This window comes from Streptomyces sp. H39-C1 (genome assembly GCF_027158125.1).
In the GTDB taxonomy this organism is placed as follows: domain Bacteria; phylum Actinomycetota; class Actinomycetes; order Streptomycetales; family Streptomycetaceae; genus Actinacidiphila; species Actinacidiphila fildesensis.
In genome coordinates this window covers 1-23,353 of the sequence record NZ_JAPVLS010000003.1, presented here as the reverse complement: position 1 = coordinate 23,353, position 23,353 = coordinate 1, and the positions used below count along the sequence as shown (strand labels likewise).

Annotated in this window: 18 protein-coding genes and 2 pseudogenes; 12 read left to right on the top strand and 8 right to left on the bottom strand. The window is 68.0% G+C overall.

Annotated features, from left to right (window positions below):
• The first annotated feature begins 168 nt into the window (after positions 1-168).
• From O3W51_RS02820 to O3W51_RS02805, 4 genes are all read left to right on the top strand, one after another.
• Positions 169-1,146, top strand: coding sequence for an ATP-binding protein (locus O3W51_RS02820; protein ID WP_269283507.1), 978 nt, complete (start codon positions 169-171; stop codon positions 1,144-1,146).
• Entirely contained in the window at positions 1,143-3,773 is a 2,631-nt protein-coding gene (locus tag O3W51_RS02815) for a TniQ family protein (RefSeq protein WP_269283504.1), read from the top strand. The genes O3W51_RS02820 and O3W51_RS02815 overlap by 4 nt, the downstream gene beginning before the upstream one ends.
• A gap of 232 nt (positions 3,774-4,005) precedes the next feature.
• Positions 4,006-7,005 carry an AfsR/SARP family transcriptional regulator gene (locus O3W51_RS02810; protein ID WP_269283501.1) on the top strand — a complete coding sequence of 1,000 codons (3,000 nt, stop codon included), beginning with the start codon at positions 4,006-4,008 and terminating at the stop codon, positions 7,003-7,005.
• A 309-nt stretch (positions 7,006-7,314) separates the two neighbouring features.
• Positions 7,315-7,569, top strand: coding sequence for a helix-turn-helix domain-containing protein (locus O3W51_RS02805; RefSeq protein WP_138352371.1), 255 nt, complete (start codon positions 7,315-7,317; stop codon positions 7,567-7,569).
• On the opposite strand, the gene O3W51_RS02800 is transcribed toward O3W51_RS02805, so the two are convergent.
• Entirely contained in the window at positions 7,506-7,853 is a 348-nt protein-coding gene (locus O3W51_RS02800) for a hypothetical protein (RefSeq protein ID WP_187145373.1), read from the bottom strand. The genes O3W51_RS02805 and O3W51_RS02800 overlap by 64 nt on opposite strands.
• A 5-nt stretch (positions 7,854-7,858) precedes the next feature.
• Here O3W51_RS02800 and O3W51_RS48745 point away from each other — a divergent pair.
• Positions 7,859-8,197 (top strand): annotated as a pseudogene (locus O3W51_RS48745) (NF041680 family putative transposase); the annotation flags it as partial.
• 1,060 nt (positions 8,198-9,257) lie between these two features.
• Here O3W51_RS48745 and O3W51_RS02795 read toward each other — a convergent pair.
• Both O3W51_RS02795 and O3W51_RS02790 read right to left on the bottom strand, forming a co-directional pair.
• Positions 9,258-9,968, bottom strand: coding sequence for an HAD family acid phosphatase (locus tag O3W51_RS02795; protein ID WP_138352372.1), 711 nt, complete (start codon positions 9,966-9,968; stop codon positions 9,258-9,260).
• 188 nt (positions 9,969-10,156) lie between these two features.
• A complete protein-coding gene (locus O3W51_RS02790; RefSeq protein ID WP_269283496.1) occupies positions 10,157-11,899 on the bottom strand; it encodes a glycoside hydrolase domain-containing protein in 1,743 nt (580 codons plus the stop codon).
• 188 nt (positions 11,900-12,087) lie between these two features.
• On the opposite strand from O3W51_RS02790, the gene O3W51_RS02785 reads away from it, so the two are divergent.
• From O3W51_RS02785 to O3W51_RS02770, 4 genes and pseudogenes are all read left to right on the top strand, one after another.
• The gene (locus O3W51_RS02785; protein ID WP_187144709.1) at positions 12,088-12,849 is read left to right on the top strand and encodes a TnsA-like heteromeric transposase endonuclease subunit; all 762 of its coding nucleotides are present in this window, start codon (positions 12,088-12,090) and stop codon (positions 12,847-12,849) included.
• Positions 12,850-13,283: 434 nt separating this feature from the next.
• A pseudogene (locus O3W51_RS02780) lies at positions 13,284-13,385 on the top strand (ATP-binding protein); the annotation flags it as partial.
• 329 nt (positions 13,386-13,714) lie between these two features.
• Entirely contained in the window at positions 13,715-13,966 is a 252-nt protein-coding gene (locus tag O3W51_RS02775; RefSeq protein ID WP_232485270.1) for a hypothetical protein, read from the top strand.
• Positions 13,966-15,195: a hypothetical protein gene (locus O3W51_RS02770; protein WP_269283490.1), complete on the top strand. Its 1,230-nt coding sequence runs from the start codon at positions 13,966-13,968 to the stop codon at positions 15,193-15,195. Before O3W51_RS02775 ends, O3W51_RS02770 begins: the two co-directional genes overlap by 1 nt.
• A 190-nt stretch (positions 15,196-15,385) precedes the next feature.
• On the opposite strand, the gene O3W51_RS02765 is transcribed toward O3W51_RS02770, so the two are convergent.
• On the bottom strand, positions 15,386-15,826 hold the full coding sequence (locus O3W51_RS02765; protein WP_138352375.1) for a MarR family winged helix-turn-helix transcriptional regulator: 441 nt from the start codon (positions 15,824-15,826) through the stop codon (positions 15,386-15,388).
• 71 nt (positions 15,827-15,897) lie between these two features.
• Between O3W51_RS02765 and O3W51_RS02760 the strand changes: the two genes are divergently transcribed.
• Both O3W51_RS02760 and O3W51_RS02755 read left to right on the top strand, forming a co-directional pair.
• The gene (locus O3W51_RS02760) at positions 15,898-17,499 is read left to right on the top strand and encodes an FAD-dependent monooxygenase (protein ID WP_138352376.1); all 1,602 of its coding nucleotides are present in this window, start codon (positions 15,898-15,900) and stop codon (positions 17,497-17,499) included.
• 118 nt (positions 17,500-17,617) lie between these two features.
• Positions 17,618-18,493, top strand: coding sequence for a cyclase family protein (locus O3W51_RS02755; protein WP_138352377.1), 876 nt, complete (start codon positions 17,618-17,620; stop codon positions 18,491-18,493).
• A 605-nt stretch (positions 18,494-19,098) separates the two neighbouring features.
• On the opposite strand, the gene O3W51_RS02750 is transcribed toward O3W51_RS02755, so the two are convergent.
• The gene (locus O3W51_RS02750) at positions 19,099-19,566 is read right to left on the bottom strand and encodes a winged helix-turn-helix transcriptional regulator (RefSeq protein WP_198357748.1); all 468 of its coding nucleotides are present in this window, start codon (positions 19,564-19,566) and stop codon (positions 19,099-19,101) included.
• A gap of 91 nt (positions 19,567-19,657) precedes the next feature.
• On the opposite strand from O3W51_RS02750, the gene O3W51_RS02745 reads away from it, so the two are divergent.
• Positions 19,658-20,560: an enoyl-CoA hydratase/isomerase family protein gene (locus O3W51_RS02745; protein WP_187144708.1), complete on the top strand. Its 903-nt coding sequence runs from the start codon at positions 19,658-19,660 to the stop codon at positions 20,558-20,560.
• A gap of 371 nt (positions 20,561-20,931) precedes the next feature.
• On the opposite strand, the gene O3W51_RS02740 is transcribed toward O3W51_RS02745, so the two are convergent.
• The 3 genes from O3W51_RS02740 to O3W51_RS02730 all read right to left on the bottom strand — a co-directional run bounded on the left by O3W51_RS02740 (position 20,932) and on the right by O3W51_RS02730 (position 23,057).
• Complete coding sequence (locus O3W51_RS02740; protein ID WP_138352379.1) at positions 20,932-21,591, bottom strand: hypothetical protein; 660 nt, start codon at positions 21,589-21,591, stop codon at positions 20,932-20,934.
• A gap of 368 nt (positions 21,592-21,959) precedes the next feature.
• Positions 21,960-22,484, bottom strand: a complete 525-nt coding sequence (locus O3W51_RS02735; protein ID WP_138352380.1) for a hypothetical protein — start codon at positions 22,482-22,484, stop codon at positions 21,960-21,962.
• A gap of 75 nt (positions 22,485-22,559) precedes the next feature.
• Positions 22,560-23,057: a phospholipase gene (locus O3W51_RS02730; protein WP_138352381.1), complete on the bottom strand. Its 498-nt coding sequence runs from the start codon at positions 23,055-23,057 to the stop codon at positions 22,560-22,562.
• Positions 23,058-23,353: the final 296 nt, after the last annotated feature.

Below are 23,353 nucleotides of genomic sequence, written 5' to 3'. Positions count from 1 at the left end.
GGCGCTCGGCCGCACCTGGACAACCTCACGCTGTCACGCAAGGAAGGACTGCGGGCCCTGGCCGAAGCAGAACCCCGCACACAGCCGGAGCTGATGACGACCCGGCAACTGGCCGGCCTGGGGAAGGTGGGTGATCCACCCCGGGACATGTACGAACACAGCCGAAGCGTGTGGCACGCCAACCTCGGGCCGATCAAGACCCCGCAACTTGAATCCCTGCAGGAGGACTTGTGGGACATCGTGGACAGCAGTCTGCAGGACGGAGACAAGGCGAAGGGAGCCGTCGCCATCGATGCGTTCCCCGGGCTGGGCAAAACCACAGCGGTGTTGAACTTCGCCCTGAAGTACCACCGGCGCGAGATCCAGCGGCACGGCGCGTTCACCGCAGATGGGCACGAGCGGTGGCCCGTGTGCCGGGTCGGGCTGACCAGCAACACCGGCATGAAAGACTTCAACCGGGCCATGCTGCAGTTCTTCGGACACCCCGGACAGACCAGCGGCACCTCCGCACTGTTCGTCCAGCGGGCTCTGGACTGTGTCCTGCAGTGCGAAACGAAGATCCTCATCGTCGATGACCTGCACTTTTTGAAATGGCAGGACAAGAACGGCCGCGAGGTCAGTAACCATTTCAAGCACATCGCGAACGAGTTCCCGGTCATCATGATCTTCATCGGGGTGGGCCTGGCCAGCCGGGGCCTGTACTCCGAAGCCGATGCCAGCGGCGACGTCACCCTGGCCCAGACCGCGCGTCGCACCACTCCACTCACGATGGATCCGTTCAAGATCGACACTCAGCGGCACCGGCGCCAGTGGCGCAATCTGCTGCTGTGGCTCGAGCAACGGATCGTCCTGGCCCGGAAATTCCCCGGCATGCTCGCCGACGAGTTGTCCGACTACCTCTACTTCCGTACCACCGGCCACATCGGATCCCTGATGACACTGATCAACCGGGGCTGCCAACGCGCGGCCCGTACCGGAGCTGAGCGCTTGGACCGTCGCCTCCTGGAGCAGGTAAAAATCGACGCCGCTTCGGAACGGGCCCGCAAGGCCCTGGAAGAGAAATTCGCCCGCCACACGATGACCAGCAAGCCCAAGAGCACCGGCACGCCGATCGAGCGGGGGCAGCGGCAGGAGGGAGCGGCATGAGCATGGTGCGAACTCTGCCGATCCGCGTCCCGCCGGCCGAGGGCGAAGCGCTGGACTCCTGGGTCGAAGCCGTCGCGCACCGCCTCGACACCTACCTCAAAGACCTCCTGCCCGCTCTCGGTATTCTCCCACGCCGCTCCGGGGTACCGGGTTCACGGTGGGACTGGGCGGTGGCGCTGAGCGACACCGAAGCCGAAGCAATCGCCGCGGCGACCGGCATCGAGGCCGACCAGGTGCACCGCATGACCTTGCGTCACTACGACCGACGGGCCCTCTCCCTCAAGCCTCACAGCATGACAGTGAACCAGCGGATGCTGTGGGGCCGCGGGAGGGGCTCACGTTTCTGCCCCTCGTGCCTGGCCGACAGCGCAGGGCGCTGGAAGGTGTCGTGGCGGCTGGGCTGGTCGTTCGCCTGCCTGACACACAACCGGCTGCTGGCCGATGACTGCCCCGGCTGCGAGCGCCCCCAGCGTATGCGGCCCCACAGCGGTTACGGCATCCCGGTCCCCGGACGGTGCGCGAACGCGACCCAGGGAAGCGGCACAGGCCCCCGCTGCCGCCATGCCCTCCACCACGCCGCCACCCCCGCATGGACGCCGGAATCCGCCGTGATCCAGGCACAGCACCTGCTCAACACGTGCATCGAGAAGGACATAGCCGACTTCGGTATCTACGCCGCGAACCCCCAGCCGGCAGCAGTCGCACTCGCCGACATCCGCGCCGTGGCAGCCCGTTTCCTCATGGTGGCCTCCCGCCACCCCGACCTGCTGTCCGATACCGATCTCGTCGGCGGCATCCCTGCCGAAGTCCTCGCCGGTCTACCCGCAACGGACCGTGACTCCCGCTTCCCGGACCGCCCCGGATCGTCGGCCCCGCTGGGGGCGGCGCCGACGGCGGCAGCCGTGCTTGCCGCCCTGAGAATCCTCAGCCAGCGCAATGTTCACCAGGCGGGCCAGGACATGCGGGCACTGCTCGACGCCGCGCGCTCGCTGGTATCACCCCAGGCGGCCGTACTCGTCCAGTCCTGGGGCGCAGACATCAGTCCCTACCTCAAGACGGTCCATCTGGCCGCCCTCGTCCCCAGGCTCCAGTTCAACGAGCAGTTGCGCTACCGCACGATCACCGCTGCCCCTAGCAAGCCGGCCACCGGCGTGAGCGCTGCAGCCCGGCGGGCCCGCAAGATCCCCACGCTCGCCTGGCCCTGGTGGTGGCTGCGGATCGCCCCCTCACAGGGAGCCCACGACGTGATCATGCGCCAGGCCCTGTCCGGGATGCTCCTGCTGGTCGGCAGCCGCCTGGACGCACGCGAGGCCCTGGCCCGGCTCGGCTCCGAACTCAACCACAGTCACATGACCCGCATGCTCCACGTCCTGGGCCATTCCGGCCGTTGGGACGCCATTCAGGAGGCGCTAATCCGCGTCACTGACTACCTCGATGCCACCGACACTCCGATCGACTACCACAGGCGCCGCCGCCTGGACTACCGGCCGCTGCTGCCCGATGAACAATGGCTCAGCATCTGCCGCACCGTGGGGATCGCCGCCGGCCAACAGCGCCGAGCCGACACTGTCCGCACGGTGCTCAACGAACGCCTCAGTGCGCTGCCCGCCACCCACGCCACGGAAGCCGTGCGGAACCAGATGATCAAGTTCCCCGCCTGGCAGACGCCCGCTCTGGCCGAGTCCCTCGACGCCGTGGCCCGTGCCTTCCTGGACCGCCACGGCTTGGCCGACGAACCCCTCACCTGGCAGCTGCCCGCCGACCTGCTGAACGGACTCGACCTGCCCGGACCCGACCCTGACACGATCGACCCCGCCGCACTGCACCAGATCATCCGCGGCCGCACCCGCTCATCGACGGCGGCTGCCCAAGAACTGAGCACCACACCAGCAGCGGTCCGCTTCGTCCTCGCCCACCACCCTGCTCCACTGCGCGAGCGAACAGACCAGGGGTGGCGTCCCAACGCGGCACTGCACCACGCGCGACAGGCCCTGACACACGACGAACTCACTCAGCTCTACACCGTGCAGGAGCACACGCTCAAAGAGATCGGCAGCCGCATCGGGGTGAGCCCGCGGGTGATCACCACACTCGCCGCCGAGTACGCCATCCCCCTGCGCCAGCCACGCCAACCCGGCCACCGCCGCACCGTTCACATCGACCAAGACTGGCTGTACGAGCAGTACATCGTCAAACATAGATCCGCCACCGACCTCGCCGCCGAACGACACATCGCGTTGGCGACCCTGCTGAGACGGATCAAGGAATCCGGTATCGAGACGCGCGAACGAGGAGGCCGCAGCCACCAGCGTGTCCTCCACCACGACACCGCACTCCAGCGCGTCCCGCCCCTACTGCGGCCGGCATTCACCGGGAGCCGGGCGCGTGCCCGTCTGGAACGCTTCGCTGTCGCCGCCTCCTATGACAGCCTCAACAAGGCGGGCAAGGCATCGGGAATCACGCTCGCCACGCTCAGCACGACCCTGCGCCGCCTCGAAGAGGACCTCGGCCTACGGCTCCTTGAGCGTGCGTCCCCCTCAACCCCCATGCGGCTCACTGACTCAGGGCGGCGCATCCTCAAGGTCATTCGTGCCTGGCAGGACAGCGAGGGCAACAAGACGAGCTGATCGGCCCTGTCCTCGCCTCCTCCACCGACGGACGCTGGCAACGTCGCCGGCATCGATCCACTCGTCGGCTCCCGGGAAGGCGGCTGGCTTCCAGCGTCGCGCCGGGGCACGATCCCGAAGGGCAGGCAGGAGTAGCGCGGTGGTTGCGCTGGGGTACGCGGCTTGTCATGCTCACCTGGTCGCGGGCAATCCGGGCTGCCGGAAGCCTCCCAACCGCAACCTAGGTGGTGAGATGCGCTACCGATTCCTCGGACGGCTCGATGTCTTCGACGGCACGCGGTGGACTTCGTTGCCTGCGGCGAAACAACGTTCTGTGCTGGCTTTGCTGCTCATCAATGCCAACCACTTCGTCTCGGCCGACGCCCTCATCGACGAGCTGTGGGGCGATCAGGTTCCTAACTCGGCGGCGAAGTCCCTGCAAGTGTACGTGCACCGCGTACGAAGAACCTTGGGATCATCCGAAGGGGCGCTCCTTACCCGGTCCGGCGGCTACGAGCTCCGCGTGGGCCCCGGGGAGACGGATGCCGACAGGTTTGCCGCTCTGGCTGCCGCCGGTCAGATGGCGTTGGCCGACGGGCGACCAACGGAAGCCCTTGGTGTCCTGTCCGAAGCTCTGGGGCTGTGGCGTGGAAGGGCGCTGGGCGACGTGCCGCCGACCATGGCGGTGCTGGCTGAGTCCACGCGTTTGGAGGAGTGTCGGCTGAGCGCCCGCCAGGCAATGGCTGAAGCCAAACTCGCCGCCGGCAGGCACGGCGAACTGGCGGCGGAGCTGGGCGCTCTGCTGGCCGAGCAGCCGCTGCACGAGTCGCTGTGGGCCACTTTGATGATCGCGCTGCACCGCTCGGGGCGCCGCTCGGAGGCGTTGCAGGCGTTCGCTTCGGCTCGGCGCCTGTTGCGCGACGAACTCGGCGTGGCGCCGGGAGCCCGGCTGCAGGAGGCGCTGCGGACGGTGCTCGACGACGACAGGGGCCAACCTGGCAAACCTCTCTGCCAACTGCCGCCTGCTGTCTTGAGCTTCGTGGGCCGTCGGCGGCACCTGGACCGAGTGCTCGGCCTTCTGGGCGGCCCACCTGCGGGCGTATCGCGCGTGGTTGTCGTCACGGGTGTGGCCGGGGTCGGGAAGAGCGCATTCGCCGTGCACACCGCGCACTTGTTGCGGAACTTGTTTCCTGATGGCCAGCTCTACGCTGATCTGCGCACCTTCGCCCAGCAGTCGGCTGAGCCCGGTGCCCTCCTGTCCTCTCTACTCAGAGCCCTCGGTGTCAACGGCACGGTTATCCCCGAAGGGCTCGACGAACGGTCCCGGCTGTATCGGTCAACACTCGCCGACCGCCGTATCCTGGTCGTCCTCGACAACGTGCACAGCGAATGGCAACTGCGCCCCCTGATGCCGGGCACCGAAGCCAGCGCCCTCCTCGCCACCAGCCGCAGTGCACTGGCGGGCCTGGAAGGTGCGCTCCGCCTCGACCTGGGACTGCTCCCCGACAACGAGGCGCGCACGCTCCTGGAACGTGCTGCGGGCGACGACCGCATCCGCCGGTCCCCGGGCACCGCGGCGCGGATCATCCACCAGTGCGGCAATCTGCCGCTCGCACTGCGTATCGTCGGCGCGAGGCTGGCAACCCGCCCTCACCTCTCCCCCGCCCGCATCGCGGACGCGCTCGACGACGAGCGGCGGCGATTGGACGAGTTGGTTGCCGGGGACCTGGAGGTACGGGCCAGCGTCTCGCTGAGTTACGAACACCTCGCACCGGCCGCAGAACGGGCCTTTCGGCTACTCGGTGAGCTGACCGTCCCATCCATTCCAGGCTGGGTGGTCGGCGCGCTCCTGGACAGTGGACCCGCAGAAACGGAAGCGGCTTTGGACACCCTCGTCGACAACCGGCTGCTGGACGTCACCGCGGCCGACGCCACGGGCGAACCGCGCTTTCGCATGCACAGCCTGGTACGGCTGTGCGCACGCGAGCAGTCCGCCGCACATGAGGCGCCAGCGGAGAGGGCTGCCGCGCTCACTCGGGTCTGCGCCGCCTATCTGCATCTCGCACAGCGTGCCGCACACACGCTCGCCTCCGGCTTCGCCGATCCCCTGCCGGCTCCATCACCCGCTTGGCTGCCCCAGGACGCCGACCGCCTGCTGACCGGGCCGCTGTCCTGGTTGAGCACGGAGCGGGGCACCTTGTGCGCGCTGGTGCACCAGGCCGAGCCCCGTACGGCCTGGCAGCTCGCCGCAGCCCTCGCCGACTACTGCGAGTCATCGGCACATTTCGACGACTGGCGGCACACCCATGAGACAGCGCTGGCCGCCGCCCGCAATGCCGGCGATCTGCTCGGCGAGGCCGTCATGTATCGAGGGCTCGGCGAACTCAACACCGCCCAGGACCGCTACTCCGAAGCCATCACCTGCTTCCGCCGGTCCTTGGACACCTACGCGCAGCGCGGGCAGCCCGATCCAGGTGAGGCCGCCGCCGCCGTGGGGCTCGGCGTCCTGCTACGGCTGCGCGGCCGCTACCAGGAGGCTGTTTCGTACCTGCAGCGGGGAATTGCCGGCGCCCGCACCACAGGCAACCTGCGCACGGAAGCCTACGCACTGTGTGCGCTCGGGACGGTGCATCTGGAGTGTGGCAGGACCAGCGCCGCACGGATCGCGTTCGAACGCGCTCTTGCGCTCTCGAGCAACGCCGATTACCCCATGGGCGAGTTCGCGGCGCAGCGCTGCCTTGGTCTCGTCGAACTCGCGACCGGTGGGTTGGATGCCGCCCGGCAACGGTTGGAGCTCGCCCGCCGCATCGCCGCAGCACAGAGGAACCACGTCGGCGAGGTACATGTCCTGCAGTGGCTCGGCCATCTCACCGATCTGCGCGGTGAAGCAGAACACGCCGAGAGCATCCTGGACGGATGCTTGGCCGCCTACCGTCGTTTCGGCGAGCGTTTCGGCGAAGCGATCACTTTGCGTGCCCTCGCTGACCTGTATCTGCACGACGGGCGCCGCACCGCGGCCATGGACGCGGCCCGCCAGTCGCTGGCCATCTGGCGGCGGCTCGGTTCCCCCTATTGGACCGCCCGGACACTTGACGTCATCGCCGACATCTACGAACAGCAGGACGCGGGCGACCAGGCGCGTCACGAGGCGACGGCGCTCCGTATCTCTCTCGGCCTTCCTCCCGGCTTGCGCCCGGCGACCACCACTACCTCCCTGCGCAACCTGGGCGGACACCTCGCGCTGGTCCCTTAACCGAAGCATTTTCCCAGGGCACACGCCGGTCCTCGACGATGGTCGGGCGGTGGTTACCCGTTGGCCTGCCGATGTGCAGGAATTGCGCTGCTGCCTGAACCGGAAACGATTGTGATACCGACATGACGATTCGCCCAGTCGGCATCGCAGGTCAGCGCTGAGTCTGGGGCGGCCCATTTGCGCCAGATAGGTGAACTCCGACAGACGGTCACGAGTGGCCCCGACAGGTAGTACACAATGCGCTCACTGAATCTGATCATGGCAGGCTGCCGACTGGCAGAGGGCCCTGTGAACTGAGGCGCACCACCCGTGATCGCGGCCATCAATCCCACCAGCAGGAGACACCATCTGGGAGCCGAGCTCCGCCGGCTCCGCCAGGCCAGTGGCCTGACCAGCACACAAGCGGCAGAGAGACTTCTAGTATCCCAGCCCAAGATGAGTCGCCTGGAACTCGGCCAACGTGCCGTCAACCCCCGCGATGTGCGTGACCTGTGTGCGATCTATGGAGTGACGGAGCAGCACGTCGTCGACGCGCTGATGAGGATGGCTGCGGAGTCGCGCTGATCACCCGCGTTCCGGTCGATGGCACCCGCACCGCCACCGAACTGCTGGCGATTGCGACGGCTCTGTTCATAGCCGCGCCCGTGGAGGATCCGCCGGGATGAGGCGGCCGCTGCGAGCTGGTCCCGCCGGGACGTCGACGATTCGGCCCGGCGGCCCGGCTTGCGGACGGTCACCGCCTGCTCGCTGTCCCAGGTGGCGGGGTCGCCGAAGACGAACTCGCCGCCGTGCTTGGAGCGGTCGCCCGTCCTTGGGGTCGTAGACGCGGGCAGGGTCGGTCGGCGCATGAGGCCAGTTCGACATCGAGCACACCTTCAGAATGATCAAACAGACCATGGGATGGACCAGGCCGAAGGTCCGGGAACCGGAGGCCGCCGACCGCTGGACCCGGCTGGTCATCGCCGCACACCCCAGTTCCGCCCGGCCCGCTCGCTCCCTACCTACCTACGACGCTCCTGGGAGAAAACCATTCGATCCGAACAAGCTGACCCCGGCCCGCGTCCGTCGCGGGTTTCGGAACCTCCCGGCTCGCCTTCCCTCACCATCGGCTGTTCCCACACTCTCCCGTCCAGGCCCCGGACGGCCGCCCGGCTCGAGGAACCAACGGTCGGCAGCCCGTCACGACGTCGGCCTCGAACTCGTCACCGGCCAGCCCTACCTCCGATCCGCCCACCCCAAGACGGGCACCAACCCCCGCCGCGGCGCCTGCTTCGCCATCTACCACCGAGGCCGTCTGGCCCGCCGTGTTGGATGGCCGGGTGGCGAGACGACAGAACAGGAAGCAGCCGCCGTTCGGCCTGCCCACGGGGAGATTCTTCGGGCAGCGGCGGACAGTCGGCGCTGCAGCGTCCTCACCGTGGAAGGCGGTTTGCTCTGCGGTCGCCTCAGCGACGAGCTGCCGGATCCCGAAGTGGCGCTGGACACCGCCACCACGATTCTGAAGGAACTCGCGCGCGACTTCCACGACACCACCGTCGAAGTTGCCTGGGACCCACGCCGGGCTCGTGCCCGGCAACGAGACCGCCCCGACAGACTGCGACAGCAACGTCACGAATGTCCCGAACCCATACACCGACAACGGCCGTCGTGGCACGGCTCCTGGCGCTCAGCGATGCTCACAGGATTGCAGCCGCCCCTTCGAAGTCCACAAGCAACAGGGCTCGCCGGGAGCGGCCGACAGGGCATCGCGATCCAGGGAAACCCGCGTCCGCGAGGAGCGAAGCCGCCGGCGCGGGCCGCAAGGGGGAGAGGCACCACCGGCGGCTTCGTGCCGTCCGGCCCCATGGGGGAAGGGCCGGGCGGGGCCCTTGGAACCCCGAGTCGGGTGTTCGCTGAGCTGGGGCGGTGCCCCCGTCACCACAGAGCCCGCAGAAGGTCCCTGTTTGTTGTCGACGACGGGCCCTGTCCGTCGAAGGGCGACGCTGTCGTGCGTGCGGCGAGACAGCCTTTGCGGCACTCCCCCCTGCACCGGGTGTGTGCGAGGTCACGGATCCCGGAAAGGTGGTCAGGACGTCAATGTCCCAGAGGCTTTGTGCCGATCGCGGAGCCCGCCGCCGGTGCGCGCAAGGGGATTGCGGGGACCGCACCGGCGGCTTCTGCCGCCCGAGGAGGGTCGGGCGGCGTTCTTGGGCCCCTGTGCGGGGCGTTCGACGGCCTGGGGCAGCGTCCGCGTCGCGGGCTAGGGGATCGGGCTAGGACAGTTCGCCGTTGTAGTCGGGCAGTTTGAATGTCTTTTCGGCGTGGCCGCCGACCAGGTCGCTGGTGTTGTTGCCGATGTTGGCGATGATCGTGTAGCCCCTCGCCTCGATTTCGGTGCGCTTGGCGGTCTTGTACTTGCTGACCTTGTCGAAGAAGTCGGGCAGGTCTTGTGCGTACAGTCCGTCGACCGGATATCCGGTCTTCTTGAGGTTGTACTCGGTGAGCGAGTGGAGGATGCCCGGACGTGCGGTGATGAAGAAGATGGCTGCGCCGCGGGACTTCGCGTAGCGGGCCGCATCGAGAACTGGCTTGGTCGCGGGGGTGGGGAACTCCCAGACGTCGTGGAAGTACGTCTCCAGCGAGGTATTGTCGATATCGAGGACCACCGCCAACTTCTGACCGGAGGCATTCGCGGTGCGCTGCTCGATATAGGGGCGCAGGAGAGCGGCTGCGGCCGCGACATCATGTTGCCAGGTCTGGTAGTCGACGTCGGCGAGCAGCGCTGCACTGCGGCTGCTCTGCCGTGCTGCTGGGGCGGGCGTTGTCGAGGCAGCCGTTGCCTCCGGGGCGGTGATGACGAACGCCAGTAAGGCGCCTGCGGCCGACGAGTAGATTCTCCACTTACGCGCGTATATGAGGGTCTCCGGATTCTCGGAACAGCTTGGGGAGCGCTCTGCGCCGCGTTCACACGAAGAGCCCTTCATCTGTCCGTGTCACATATTGGGCGGACTTGCATTTCTTCTGCAGAGGCCGGGTCGGTGACTGTCGAGGGTTGATGGCACCGTCATCTCCCTATGCCGGACTTGCGGCCTGTGTGCTCAGCGGATGCAGCGGGACGCCCTTTCGCGGTCCGCGGGCAGGAGGGCCGGGTGTGTTCGTTGTGGGGGTGTGCCTATTTCCCTGTTTGGAGGGCCGACCAGGTGGCCGGGCCGACAATCCCGTCGGAGGGCAGGCCGCGGGTGGACTGGTAGTCGCGGACGGCGTTGTCGGTGCCTGCGCCGAAGGTGCTGTCGATGGTGATGGTGCGGCCGAGTGCGGCGGTGAGGGCGCGTTGCATGCGGGCTACGGCGGTTCCTGTGGAGCCGATCCGTACGATCGGTGTGGAGCCCCGGGCGAGGAGGGCTGTCCAGGTTCTGGACTCGGTGATGCCGTCGGCGGGAAGCCCGCGGTTGGCCTGGAACGACGTGGTGGCGGCTACGGTGGGGGCGTCATAGGTGCCGGTGGGGGTGCCTGGGCCAGGGTCGTAGCCAGCCCCTTTGAGCAGGCACTGGGCGGCGCTGGTCTGTTCGCCGGTGGAACCGGGGGTCAGCGTCGTATAGGCGCCGAAGTTGCGGTTGGTAGCGGTGCAATTGGGAGAGGCTGGAGCGGAGGTACGGACGTCTAGATAGTTGCGGTCGATGCTGATGCTCACCCCGCCCCAGGTTTCGCTTGCGCCGCCCTTGTACTGGTGGATGCGCTGGTGGTCGGCCCACGAGGTGGCCGGGACGTAGTTGCCGGTTTTGGTGTCGGCGGCGCTGTTCCACCAGGCGTACCAGATGTGGTCGACGCGGGTGTAGGCGGTGTTGGTGTATTCGGTGGCGGCGTCCTTGATGCCGGAGGCGGCACTGGAGTACAGGCCGGCGAGGTAACCATCGGTGTGCAGTGCATCCGTCCAGCCGGACAGGTAGGACAGCACGGATGCCTTGCATGAGCTGGTTGACGGGTACCCCTCGATGTCGCTGTAGAGTGCGCTGCCGGCCGGGATACCGAGGGCCTGTGCGGCGGCAACCGAGGTGGCGGCTGCGCTGGCTCCCTGGGAGCGGGCGGTGGCCGTACTGGAGGACATCTTGTTGGAGAAGGTGGTGCAGGGGGCTTGCTTGCCTACGTCGATGGGGATGAGGCGCCAGCCCTTGGAGGTCTGGTTGGTCACCCAGTTCGCGGTGAGGTTCGGCTGACCGCAGGCGCGGGTGGCGCCGCTGATGTAGACGCCCACGGCGCGATAGGGGGAGGCGCCGTACCAGGTGTTCATGGTGGACTGGGACGGGGCAGCGCAAGCGTCGAAGGCTTTACCGAGGAAGGTGCCGGGTTGCGGTCCGGCGGCGGCCAGGCGCGCAGCCTGCGCAGCGGGCGGCACGGGGGCTGTTTCGGCGTCGGCGGTCAGGGTCGCGGATTCCAGGACACGGCGCACCGTTGTTTCGGTATCCGGGGTCTGTGCTGTCGTGACGAGCACACCTGCGTCCTGGACGGCCACGTTGATCTCGTCATTGTGGGAGATGGCCGAGGGCGCGACCGCGGTGCCGTGATCGGCTCGGGCGGTGGTGTCGGTCATCCGTTGTGCGGCAAGAGCGTCCAGGGGCTCGACGAGTAGTCCCGCGGTTCGCCCCAACAGGTGTGCCGGACAGTGGGTGCGGATGCCGGGATGGCCGAGGTAGATCGCCGGGTGATCGAAGCGGATGCACGTCTCGGGTTGCGCCGTCAGGTCGATGACCTGCCAGCTGTCCGGCACCTGCACCTGGTAGCCGTGGTAAGTGACGGTGTGGGTCCCGCTGTTTACCGCGGCTGCACCGGCGGGCACCGTGGCCAACGCGCTCGCCGCGGCGAGAAAAACCATCGTCGCCCGCCATTGGCGTCGGCGCCCGAGGGGACGAAGTTTCATCAGCGGTCTCCTAGCCAGTCATGAAAGCGATGACCAGGTGTGTACGGGGCAGGAGTAGCTGATTGGTTGCGCGACGGTAGCGCAGTACTTGTCCTGTGACTTCGGAGGCTGCGGATTGAAGCTATACGCTGCGGGGGATCTTGCGGGTTGAAGAGTTACCTTGCGGCGATGGGTGGGGTTAGGCAGACGTGGTCCGTGCGTTAGAGGTCCTGCCCGGCGGTTCTGCCGGACCGCCGACGACCGGGTTCAAGGTCGCGTACGTCGCCCCGGACAGGACGGAGTTACGGCGCCCGTTGGTGGAGGCGTGGTCCGTGCCGTTCGAGCACGCCCTTCCCGTACGCGCCTTCGCGTCGTACCGTCGGCAGCGCAACCTGCCCGGCCTGTGGTGGTCGGCGACGACGGGCGGGCACGTCGGGTACGAGTCCTGGCTGGAGCGCGACCACGTCATGCTGCTGGACTTCGACCCGGCGGTGGTGGGGATCTCCTCGCAGCCGTTCTGGCTGTTCTGGTCGGCGGCGAACGGGCGGCCGGTCTCGCACGCGCCGGACTACTTCGCCCGCCGCGATGACGGGATGGCCGTGGTCATCGACTGCCGCCCGGCCGAGCGCCGCGGTCCTCGCGACTGCGCGAAGTTCGAGGCGACGGAGGCGGCATGCGCCTCGGTGGGGTGGGAGTTCCGGCTGCTGGGCGCCCCGGACCCGGTCGTGGTCCGCAACGTGCGGTGGCTGGCGGGCTACCGGCACCCCCGGCACTGGGTGGAGCCGGTCGCCTCGCTGCTGCGGGAGGTGTTCGCCGAGCCGCTGCCGCTGATGGACGGGGCTGCGGAGGCGGGTGACCCGCTGGCGGTGCTGCCGGTGCTGTTCCACCTGCTGTGGTCGCACGAGCTGACGGTGGATGCCGCGGTGCCCCTGCACGGCGGCTCCCTGGTCGCGCCAGGGGTGAGCCGATGACCGCGGGCGAGAGCTCGGTGCTGCGGCCGGGCGACTGGCTGACCTTTGACGGCGACGAACATCGGGTGGTGGCGCTGGCCGGGACGGCCGTGCGACTGCGGTCGGCCGGCGGGGCGGAATCGGTGGTGCTGGCCTCGTATCTGATGGCGGCGCCGGACTTCGCTGTTACCGGCGCCGAGCCGCTGCCGGAGCTGGAGCCGTTCGGTCTGCTGGAGACGCTGCCGGAGCCTGCGCGGGCGGCGGCGGTTCAGTGGCAGCGGCACGTGGTGGAGGTGGAGACCGGGCTGCCGCCCGGCGCCGAGCCGGGCACGCCCGCGCGGCCGGAGTACGACCCGGTGACACGGTCGCTGACCGAGCGGATGAGGGCGAAAGCGGCCGAGCTGGATGTGAGCCTGCGGACGGTGGAGGGCAAGCGGTCGCGCTACCTGAAGCAGGTCGACCGGCTCATGCACCACGCTCACATCGTGGTCACTCAAGGTGACAGTTTCCGGCTCACCCAGGCCACCTCCGGACAGGGGGTCAAGCCCTTCAGCTGATCGCACACTCACCACGGCGGGGAATTATCTGGCCGCCGTTGGGGAGATCTCGCAGGCCACCAGTGGGGCGAAACCCTGGCCGCCTACGGCGAGCACTTCAAGGCCAGTGACACGGGGCGGAGGCGTCCGACCAACTGAAGAACTTCGCCGAGCGCCTGCCGGCCACGTTCGCTTACGCGGGCATCGACATCGAGAGCCAGGGCCTGTTCGCCGGAACCCGGGGCCGGCAGATCGCCGGACGGTTCGTCGTCATCCCCGCCGCCCCGTTCTCCTACGCCACTGCCGGCGACAAGGACGCCTGGCGGGGCCTGGTCGGCACGCTGGAATCCATGCTCCGCCTCCACGAGCACGCGCCGGGCACCCTCACCGCGATGAGCGACTACCTCTTCCACCGCACGGGCGGCATGATCGGCAGGCTGTCCCAGCTCATCCGCGGTGCCGCCGTGCTGGCCATCGAGGACGGCAGCGAAGCCATCACCGAAGAGCTGCTGGAGTGCGTCCCGATCGACTTCGCCGCCGAACAGTCCGAACAGCTCACCGCCCCGGCAAAGGCGAACAGGCGGCGGAGGCGCGCGGCCTGATGCTCATCCGCACGCTGCCCGACCCCGTCCCGCCCGCCCGGCACGAGATCCCCCCGTCCTACATCAGCCGCCTGGCCACCCTGCACGGCCTGGACGTCAACGGCCTGTGGTTACAGATCACCCAGCCCGTCTATCCCGGGGCCGGCCGTCGCGTCGTAGTCCCCGGACGGCTCGCCGCGCTGACCGGCCGAAGCGTTCACGCCCTGGCCGGGGCGATGCCGGAACTGCGTGACCCGGCGCCCAACTGGGAGATGTTCCGCCACCAGCCGCAGACCGGCTGCCACCTCTGCGACGCCCGCCATCCCGGCGGCCAGGTGGTCCGGCTCCTGCCGCACCACGTCTACGTCTGCCTGCGGCACAGCACCTGGATCGGGCCGCCAGACATCGACCATCCTGCCGTCGATCTCACCCGGTTTCCGGAGATCATCGACGCCCAGCGGCGCCACCTGCTCCTCCTGCGGCGCTACGGCTGGGCCGCAACCTACGACGCGGTGCTGACCGGCCTCATGATCTGCGCGCACATCTGGTCTCCGGACGGGCACCCGACGCCCTTCGGCTCCTGGGACACCTGGGACGACCGCATCGACGTCCTGATCCCCTTCGACCGGAAGAAGCAGGACTACGTCGACTACAGCACCTCGCGGTTGTTCGCCGCGGTCTATCCCGAAGCCGTCGCCCTGGCACCGCTGATCGCCTCGCCTTTCTGGCGTCGGCTGGCCGGCGGCACCGAAGCCGAGCAGGCCCGGTTCCTCGCGGAGGTCGCAGGCCGCGTCACCTACCCCTACAGCCCGACCGATCGCGGCGGCGACGCCGTCGCCCACTGGGCCCTCGCCGACTCCTGGCGCCCGCCCAGCCGACCCCTGACCACCTACACACCCGGCCGCGTCCGCGGCACCCTCCCCGGCATCGCCGCGAACCGGCTCGCCCGGCACGAGAAGAGCGCGATGTGGTTCAGCCGGCTCCGCCGGAACCAGGGCCGCACACTCCTCTTCCACGGCCACCTCAAGCCCGTCCTCCTACGCGACCGCGACCCTCAGTACGTCAAGTGGGAGGGCACCATCTGGCACAGCACACGCACCGACGACCAGATGAAGGAACAGGTCGAGAAAATGCGCCGCACGCTCGAAGGAACAGACCCTCGCCTGCCACACCAGTGCGCGGAATCCGCACGATCGACTTTCACGCATCGTCCCGGCCGCCCGCTGCCCGGCCGTTCGTCAACGAGGTAGTCGGCGGGCCCGCCCGCAAAGTCGAACTGCAAACGGGCAGCCTGGAACAGCACGGCCGCGTCCTGATCGCTCAGGACGTCGCGCTGAAGCGGCCGGTGCGGATCTCGCGGGTCGCGCTCCGTGACGGGCGTCTGCTTCGCGGTCTCCGGTGGGCATCGTCGCAGGTGACGTCGAGGGCATGGGTGATCCTTCAGCGTGGCCACGCTCGGGTCAGGGCGTCACGAAGCTCTGCCACGGTCGCGGGTCCCAGCCGATTGCCGAGCTCCACTTCCAGGTCACGAAGAATTTTCAGGGCGACATCACGGCGCCGGCATCCGGCGTCGGTCAGCCGGATGAGGGTGCTGCGCGGAAATCCGGGCCCCGGCGTGCTGGTCAGGAGATTTTCGTCGATGAGCTGCGTGACGGCGCGGTGCATCGTCTGGCGGGTGACGCCGGCACGGCGGGCCAGCTCGGCGATGCTCAGGGGCGCGTCGTGGTCCAGGTGTGCGAGCACGGTGGTGTGCGCCGGCGTCACGGGGGCTACTTCCGCGGCCTCCAGGCGAGCCACGAGTTCATCGGAGAACCATCGGACACCTCGTTGCAGAAGTGCGGGCAGCGGCAGATATGCGTCCGCGCGATCCTCAGCCGTCATGGTTCGTGGGTCTCCTCGCTCGTAAGATACCGTCCCTGTGTCAGCGAAGCTAACTCAGGGAGCGTGGTCGCATGACAGGCTATGACGTGGATGTCCTCGTGGCAGGGGCCGGTCCAGTGGGGCTGATGGCGGCATCACGGCTGGCCCACTCGGGGGTGTCGGTTCGCTTGGTGGATGCCGCGACTGGTCCGGCGACGACCAGTCGTGCGCTGGGTGCCCATGCCCGGAGCCTGGAGATCTACGACCAGCTCGGGATCGTCGGCGAGATCGCGCCGCACGGCACGAGGATCAACACGTTCGTCCGCCACCAGGGCGGGCGCGGGATGCGGCTCGACTTCGACTTCGCCGGTCTGCCGACCCGGTTCCCGTACATGTTCAACATCGATCAGGTGATCATCGAACGCGTACTCCGTGGCGCCGCCGCGTCGGCCGGGGTCGCGGTGGAGTGGAACACGCGGCTGGAGTCGTTCCAGCACGACGACGAAGCCGTCACGGCCGTACTGCGCGGCGGCGACGGATCCGGCGCGGCGCACGAGACCGTGCGCGCTCGGTACCTGTGGGGCTGCGACGGCGGGCACTCGACCGTCCGCAAGACGCTCCGGCTGCCCCTGACGGGCGAGCCCGCCCACACCTGGCTGATCGCCGACGCGATCGTGCACACCGACGTGGACCGCGACGGCGTGCACTGGCTGTTCCCACCGGGCGGCGCGCTGATGCTGTTCCCGTTCCCGGAGCCGGGCAAATGGCGGCTGCTGGACACCACCGGTGAAGGGCAGCCCGAGGACCCCGAGCAGATAGCCCGGCAGTTCGGCACCAAGCTGTCGCAGGCACTGGAGCGCGACACCGTCGTCGAGAACCCCAGCTGGGCGTCGAAGTTCACCATCCAGCAGCGCGCGGTACCCGCAATGCACGCCGGGCGGTGCTTCGTCTCGGGCGACGCCGCCCATGTCCATTCCCCGGCGTCGGGGCAGGGCCTCAACACCGGTGTCCAGGACGCGTACAACCTGGCGTGGAAGCTGGCCATGGTCATCCACGGCCAGGCCGACACCACCCTGCTCGACACCTACAACGCCGAGCGCGTCCCCATCGGCCAGGCCCTGCTCGCCTCCACCAGCAAGGTCATGGGAACCGTCATGGTCGACACCGCCGGCGGCACCCCGGAGTCCCCCGAGTCGATGCGTGAGTTCCAGCACCAGCTCATCCGGAGCATGTCCGGTCTGGCCATCGCCTATCCCGACAGCCCGCTGACGGTCCCCGACGACGAGCCGGGCGAGGGCCCGCGCCCCGGCGAGCGGCTCACCCAGATCTCAGCCGCCGACGCGCAGTCACCCGGTTGGACCACTCTGCGGGCGGAGCTCAGGTCACCCGCCTGGCACCTGCTCCATTTCACCGGGAGCGAGAAAGCCACCGGGCAAGATCACCTCACCTCCGAGGCCGGGGCGCTGCCAGCCTGGGTGGACACCGTGACGATCAGCCAGGAGCGCCCGGACGGCGACCACGGTGTGTGGGACCCCGACGGTCGGGTCCACGACACACTGGCCGCGACCGCCGGGGACTGGATCCTCGTCCGCCCCGACGGCTACCTCAGCGCCCGTGGCACCGGAGGCACCAGTCTCCGCGCCGCCCTGAGCCGGCTGACGAGCCTGCGCAAGCCGGAGCCGACACGCGCGTGATCAACGGATACCGCCCTGCGCATTGCAGGAGAGCACACAGGGCGGGTGGATTCGGTGGGGCTTTGCTGCGGCACGACACTGCGGCAAAGCCCCAGGACACGAGGAAAGTGAGATCCGTATGAACGAGAACGATCTGCCCCTCAACTGGGGACGCTGGGGTGACGCCGACGAGATCGGTGCGCTCAACCTGATCGACGACGCGGCACGCTCACGCGCCGCGGCCGAAGTACACGACGCGACCTCGGTGAGCCTTGCGCGTCCCACTGCCCCCATACCGCTCACCACTGGCCTCGCACCCGTCGGGAATCCCGCCACGATGCCTGCGCCCGTCATGCAGGTCGTGAACTTCAACGGAGCCCGGCCCATGGCCCTCACGGACTCCTTGCTCATCAACACGCACAACGCTGGACTGACGCACTTCGACGCGCTTTCACACATTCCTGTCGGCGACAAGGTCTATCCCGGCGTCGCGCTGCAGGACGCCGTCACACCCACCGGAGTACGCCACGCCTCCGCTGACCACGCCGCTGGGGGCATCGTCACACGAGGCGTCCTCCTGGACCTGGCCCCCGATCGCGGCAGACTCGACGCGGACTGCCGCGTCAGCGGAACAGACCTCGACGCGGCGCTCGACCGAGCAGGTACATCGGTGCACCCAGGCGACGCGATCGTCGTCCGCGGTGGCTGGGACGTGAACCAGCCCATGACGCAGCCCGTCCCAGGGCTGGACCTCAGCGCCGTCGAGTGGCTGGACCAGCACGGTGCAGCTCTCTATATCGGTGACATCAGCGACGCCCGCCCACCCAGCTTCCCGATGCCAATGCACCAGGTCGCACTGGCACGGCTCGGTCTGCCCTTGGTGGACGCCGCCCACCTCGACGACCTTGCCGACCGGTGTGCCTCCCTACAGCGGTGGAGCTTCATGCTCGTTCTCGCGCCACCGCGTATCACGGGAACCACCGGGCTCGCGGTCAATCCGATCGCGATCTTCTGATCGCGAACCGAGCCCAGGTCCACCGCGGACCCCTCTGAGTACATGGGCGTCCATTGACACAGACTCTGCGCCCGACGATCGTCCGGACGAGTCGGCGCCCGCGGGATCCGCAAGGTAGACCTGCGCGCTTGCCGGCGGCTCCGTGAAGGCACATCTTTCGCCCGGCTGGTCACCGCGGCCAGCGCCGCAGCCTCCATCTGCACCGGACAGTACTGGCCGGCACGCGGCCGGGCATTCTGGTACCGACTCGCGCTTTGGTTGTCGTGCCATCGCGCACCGTGGCCGGATCTGGGAGAGCTTCCATGACGTCCTGAGATGCGGCGGGGCATGCCGCCGATCGGGACTGCAACGACGCGCCTTGCCTACTTCGCCTCGGTCGGAGCGCCGCCGTTTAGGAGCAGCGCACGGCCCCCTCGATGCACTTGCCTTCCGGCGGCGGGGAGCAGCCAGTTACACCCACCGGCTGGTCCGGTCAACGCCGAGTCCCCGACGTCCGGCAGTTACTGGGCTTGGATGCGCGTGACCGATTCGGCCAAGCCGCCGCTGGCCCCGTACCCGGAGGCTTCGCGGTGCGCGGGTGCAGGGGGCCGGGCGCCGTCCCGTCGTTAACCGACTTCGGGCGGGTTGGTTGCTTTTCTGTGCTGATCGTAGGCGATGTCACGGGGGTCCAGATGTTCTTCACAGTGGGTGCAGCGCAGCACCTGCTCTACAGCCCCGCCGTCGCTCGCGTGGGTCAGTGTGAGCGATGGTTTGTCGACGACCCAGCGGTCGCCCCATTGCATGAAGGCGACGGTGATGCCGTACAGGTCCCGTCCTTTGTCAGTGAACCGGTACTCCTCCCGCGGTGGCCGTTCGCTGTAGCGATGCCGTTCGAGGATTCCGTGGTCGACCAGTTTGGCGAGGCGGTCGGACAGGATGTTGCGTGCCACCCCGAGGTTGCGCTGGAAGTCCGCGAACCGCCGGACGCCGAAGAAGCACTCGCGCAGCACGAGGAACGTCCATCGGTCGCCGACCTGTTCCAGGGCGGCCGCCACGGAGTCCGCCTGGTGGTCCATACCTCTCATGCGTTCCATGACAGCAGGTTACGTGAGTTGGTTGCATATTGCTATCGACCATGCCACGGTGTCGGTAGCAGAAAGCAACCTACTCGTTCAGGGAGATCGCGTGACCCACATCGAGGACGGCGCCGCCCCGGCTCCGTCGGCCCACCGCGTCAGCCCGCCATATGAGCAACTGGTGTTCGCCGAGAACGGACCCGTCGCCCGCATCACTTTGAACCGCCCCTCGGCCCGCAACGCGTTGTCGATTCGCCTGTCCGATGAGCTGACCCACGCGTTGGAGCGCGTACGTGACAGCTCCACCGTCAAGGTCCTGGTCATCGAGGGCGCCGGCGGAACGTTCTGCGCCGGTGACGACATCACCGAAATGCACCGATGGGGCAACGCCGACGAAGTCATGCGCCGAGTGACGGGCTACCAGCACATGGCCGACACGCTGGAGCAGCTCGACAAGGTGACAGTGGCGCGCGTCGACGGCTACGCGGTCGGTGGCGGTCTGGAGATCACCATGGCCTGTGACTTCGTAGTCGCAGCAACAAGCGCAAGGTGGGGCATGCCGGAGGTTGATGTCGGCATCACCCCGGGCTGGGGCGGCACCACGCGGATGGCACGACTGATCGGACGGCGGTTGACGAAGGAGATCAACCTGCTGGGGGCCTTGCACCCGGCATCTCGGGCCGTTCAACTCACCTTGTGGAACCGGGCTGTGCCCGACGAACAGCTCGACGCTGCCGTCGAGAAATTGGTGGAGGTGGTGTTGAGCAAGAACCAGCAGGCCGTTCGGCAACTGAAATTCATCATCAACAACGGCGTCGAAGCGGATCTCAAGACCGCCCAGGCCTTTGAGAAATTGTCGGCCGGCCTGTCCGGCGCGGTCAACGGCGCATGGCGTATCGAGGACGCCGATCAATCTGCCGGCGTGATCGGCTTCCGGGACAAAAACGCACTGTGGCAGAAGCGACGCGGGCTCGCCCGGAACTTCTGGACGGACTCCCCCACAGCCGAGTGACAGACGGGGCCGGGCTCAAGGTGCGTAGGCGCCGGAGGGCGGCCCCGGCCCCGCACAAGGGCTGGCGCGGAGCTGCCCGATGGGTTTCGAGAGCTGCTGCCTGATCCGGTCGGCAAACGCGAAAATTCCATGAGCCGGCCGCGGGCGTGGGTGTCCTCGAAGTAGGCACGACCCCGCCGTGTGACGTCACCGCATGATGGCTCCTCCTGGCCCAGTGTCTGCCCCCGCGGGGCCTGACCTGGGGGTGAAAGAACCCTCACCCCCTGCGGGGCGGGTGAGGGTTCTTCACCACGCCTCTCGTGGGGCCTGGAAGGCAGGTGGTTGTCGGGCCGCCAGCTATTCACCGGCCCGGTGCCGTTGACCTGAAGGCGTCAGCCGGGCAGGTGGGCCGGCAGGCAGCTGCGAGGGATGAAGTACCAACTCTGCTGGCCGGAGCCATCGGTGCCGCCGGCGCGCTGATCGCGGATCATGACCCACTTGCCGTCGCGCGAGACATACCGCCACAGCACGGTCTGCCCGATGGCGACACGGCCGTTCACCGTCGAGCTGGGGGTCGCGGTGGCCTGCCAAGGACGCACATTGCCATAGCCGGTGATGTGGCTTCCGTCCCACGTTCGACAGCTGGCGCCCGCCACGGTGGCTACCGTGGCACCGTCATCGGTGGAGCCGCCGATCTGGCCGTTGGTGAATGTCGAGGTCGGCAGACTCGTCGCTGCTCCGCAGCTGTCACCGCTGGACGCATCCCCCGCGACGGCACCCGAGTAGATCCACAAACAGCTGTTCACGTCGCCGTAGATGCGGCCCCAGCGATATCCGCTGTTCTGATCCCCGTGGACATCCACAGTCCAGTTGCGGTAGGCGGTTCCTATCACGTAGGAGTGGGGGGCTCGCCGCAGCAGGGTGTAGTCCGTGGTCACGTGTTTGCGGACCGCTGCGTCGGCCGAGGGTTCCTGTCCGGCCACCAGGGGCACGACGGCGACCGCGGCTGTTGTGGCCAGCCCGAGTATCAGTGCCTGAGTTCGTCGGAGCATTCTCTGGTTTCTCCTTGATGCTTGATCGGCTCTGTTCTTCGGCTCTGTTCTTCGAACCCGCCCGTCCCCGGCGGACCTGCGTGGGGCTGGGGTGAAGCGGGGGTGTGCATCACGGGCCTCCCTGATTTCCCTGGCTGGTCGGCAAGAGACTGCCGGCCGACGCAGACCGCCGGGGCCGTCGAACTATGCACATCTCGGACGGGGACCTGGCAACTGTCACAGGTACAGGGCCCGTCGGCCGTGACAAGGACTTGCCCGCGGAAGGTCTGACTCCGTCTCGAGCTGGCCGAAGTCACCCAATGATCATGTACTCGTTGCGGGGAAGACCCCCCGCCGGACGAGGGAGCCTTAGCGCTGGGCGTGCCGTGTCAGCACCCGCCGCAGTTGTAGAACGTCACGTCCCAGTGGCTGCCCTCATCGGCGTAGACATTGCCGGATCCGGACTTGTACTGAGGAGCGCCGTCGCCGCGGACGCCGATATAGGCGAAGGTGCGCTTGATGTAGTTCGTGAGACACGTCCGCTTGGCGAAGTCGAGTTTGTAGCCGTTCCAGTGCGAGTAGGTGCCACCGGCGTGTCCGGTCTCCGTGCCGCCGGTGATGTTCAGCGCGCAGCCCGTCGCGCGCTTCAGCACCTGGGCGCCCTGGGCGGTGGAGAGGTTGAGCTGATCGAAGGACGTACAGGTGGAGACGTTCCGGTTGGAGCAGCCGCCCGAGGACGACCAGGTGATACCGGATGAGCTGAAGCGGGCGGTTGCCTGGGAGTGGGTGAGCTTGGTGGCTGCGTGCGCCTGGGAGGCGCCGCTGCCGAGGACGCCGATGCCGGGGATGAAGAGCGCGCTGAGGACGAGGGCCAGAGTGGTGAGGGCGGAGCGCAGACGCAAACGAGACGGCATGGGAGGGTTCTTTCTGCTCATGACAAATCACGGGGCGGTCTCTGGGCCGCCGGGGAGGTGATGCCGGCAAACTCCTCAGGCGGCCTGCGGCAGTTCAGTGGAGTGCGCCTTGACCGGTGTGCTGCCGAAGATGTCGACGGCGTGGTAGTACGCCCATGCCGTGCTGTTGCACGAGGTCCGCTTTGCTCCGGAGTAGCCGGCGCATACGCGCTTGAGGTCCGCGTAGAACGCGGAGTCGATTCGGGACTTGTTGGCGGAGAACGTGCCGGCCGCCTTGTAGTTGCGGTAGCCGAAGTCGTGGCGGATGCAGGCCTTTTGGAAGGGGAAGCCGAGCGGGTTGTCGGGGGAGGTACTGCAGGCGTCCGTCGACCAGTTGAAACCATATGCAGTCCAGGCGCCCCGGTTGCTGCGGGCGGCGTTGAAGGCGTTGTAGCTGGAGACGCTTGTCTGGGTCCAGGAGCTGAGGACCCGCGACTTGTCGGAAGGGGCAGCTGAAGCAGATACAGCGGGAATCAGGGCGAGCGGGAGCGACAGAACTACCGCGGCGAGTGGAAGGGCGAAGCGGCGACGCATCAGTGATCTCCAGGAGACGAAGGGAAGCCGCGCTCCTCGTGGGTCCCACGAGGTCGATCCAGAGCGAGGTCATGCACAGCCATACCGAATGGCGACAGGTCGCCAAGGAGGCGGGCGGGACGAGCTCCATCCGTTCGGGATGCCTGGATCAGATTGCGCAGATCACGTTCTAGAGCGGAGACGTTGCGCACTGGTTGCGCACTGGTTGCGCGCGTCCTGAGAAGCAGGGGTCCAAGCGCGAATCCAGCCTGACCGCCCACCGCCCCGCGGGACGCCCGATGACGACGCCACACATC

Bases quoted from the DNA above. Each gene is read 5' to 3' on its own strand.
- O3W51_RS02755 (WP_138352377.1), top strand. From the start codon at position 17,618: ATGAACGAGAACGATCTGCCCCTCAACTGGGGACGCTGGGGTGACGCC.
- O3W51_RS02750 (WP_198357748.1), bottom strand. From the start codon at position 19,566: ATGGAACGCATGAGAGGTATGGACCACCAGGCGGACTCCGTGGCGGCC.
- O3W51_RS02795 (WP_138352372.1), bottom strand. From the start codon at position 9,968: ATGAAGGGCTCTTCGTGTGAACGCGGCGCAGAGCGCTCCCCAAGCTGT.
- O3W51_RS02740 (WP_138352379.1), bottom strand. From the start codon at position 21,591: ATGCTCCGACGAACTCAGGCACTGATACTCGGGCTGGCCACAACAGCC.
- O3W51_RS02775 (WP_232485270.1), top strand. From the start codon at position 13,715: ATGCTCCGCCTCCACGAGCACGCGCCGGGCACCCTCACCGCGATGAGC.
- O3W51_RS02735 (WP_138352380.1), bottom strand. From the start codon at position 22,484: ATGCCGTCTCGTTTGCGTCTGCGCTCCGCCCTCACCACTCTGGCCCTC.
- O3W51_RS02760 (WP_138352376.1), top strand. From the start codon at position 15,898: ATGACAGGCTATGACGTGGATGTCCTCGTGGCAGGGGCCGGTCCAGTG.
- O3W51_RS02800 (WP_187145373.1), bottom strand. From the start codon at position 7,853: ATGCGCCGACCGACCCTGCCCGCGTCTACGACCCCAAGGACGGGCGAC.
- O3W51_RS02790 (WP_269283496.1), bottom strand. From the start codon at position 11,899: ATGAAACTTCGTCCCCTCGGGCGCCGACGCCAATGGCGGGCGACGATG.
- O3W51_RS02730 (WP_138352381.1), bottom strand. From the start codon at position 23,057: ATGCGTCGCCGCTTCGCCCTTCCACTCGCCGCGGTAGTTCTGTCGCTC.
- O3W51_RS02770 (WP_269283490.1), top strand. From the start codon at position 13,966: ATGCTCATCCGCACGCTGCCCGACCCCGTCCCGCCCGCCCGGCACGAG.
- O3W51_RS02815 (WP_269283504.1), top strand. From the start codon at position 1,143: ATGAGCATGGTGCGAACTCTGCCGATCCGCGTCCCGCCGGCCGAGGGC.
- O3W51_RS02810 (WP_269283501.1), top strand. From the start codon at position 4,006: ATGCGCTACCGATTCCTCGGACGGCTCGATGTCTTCGACGGCACGCGG.
- O3W51_RS02765 (WP_138352375.1), bottom strand. From the start codon at position 15,826: ATGACGGCTGAGGATCGCGCGGACGCATATCTGCCGCTGCCCGCACTT.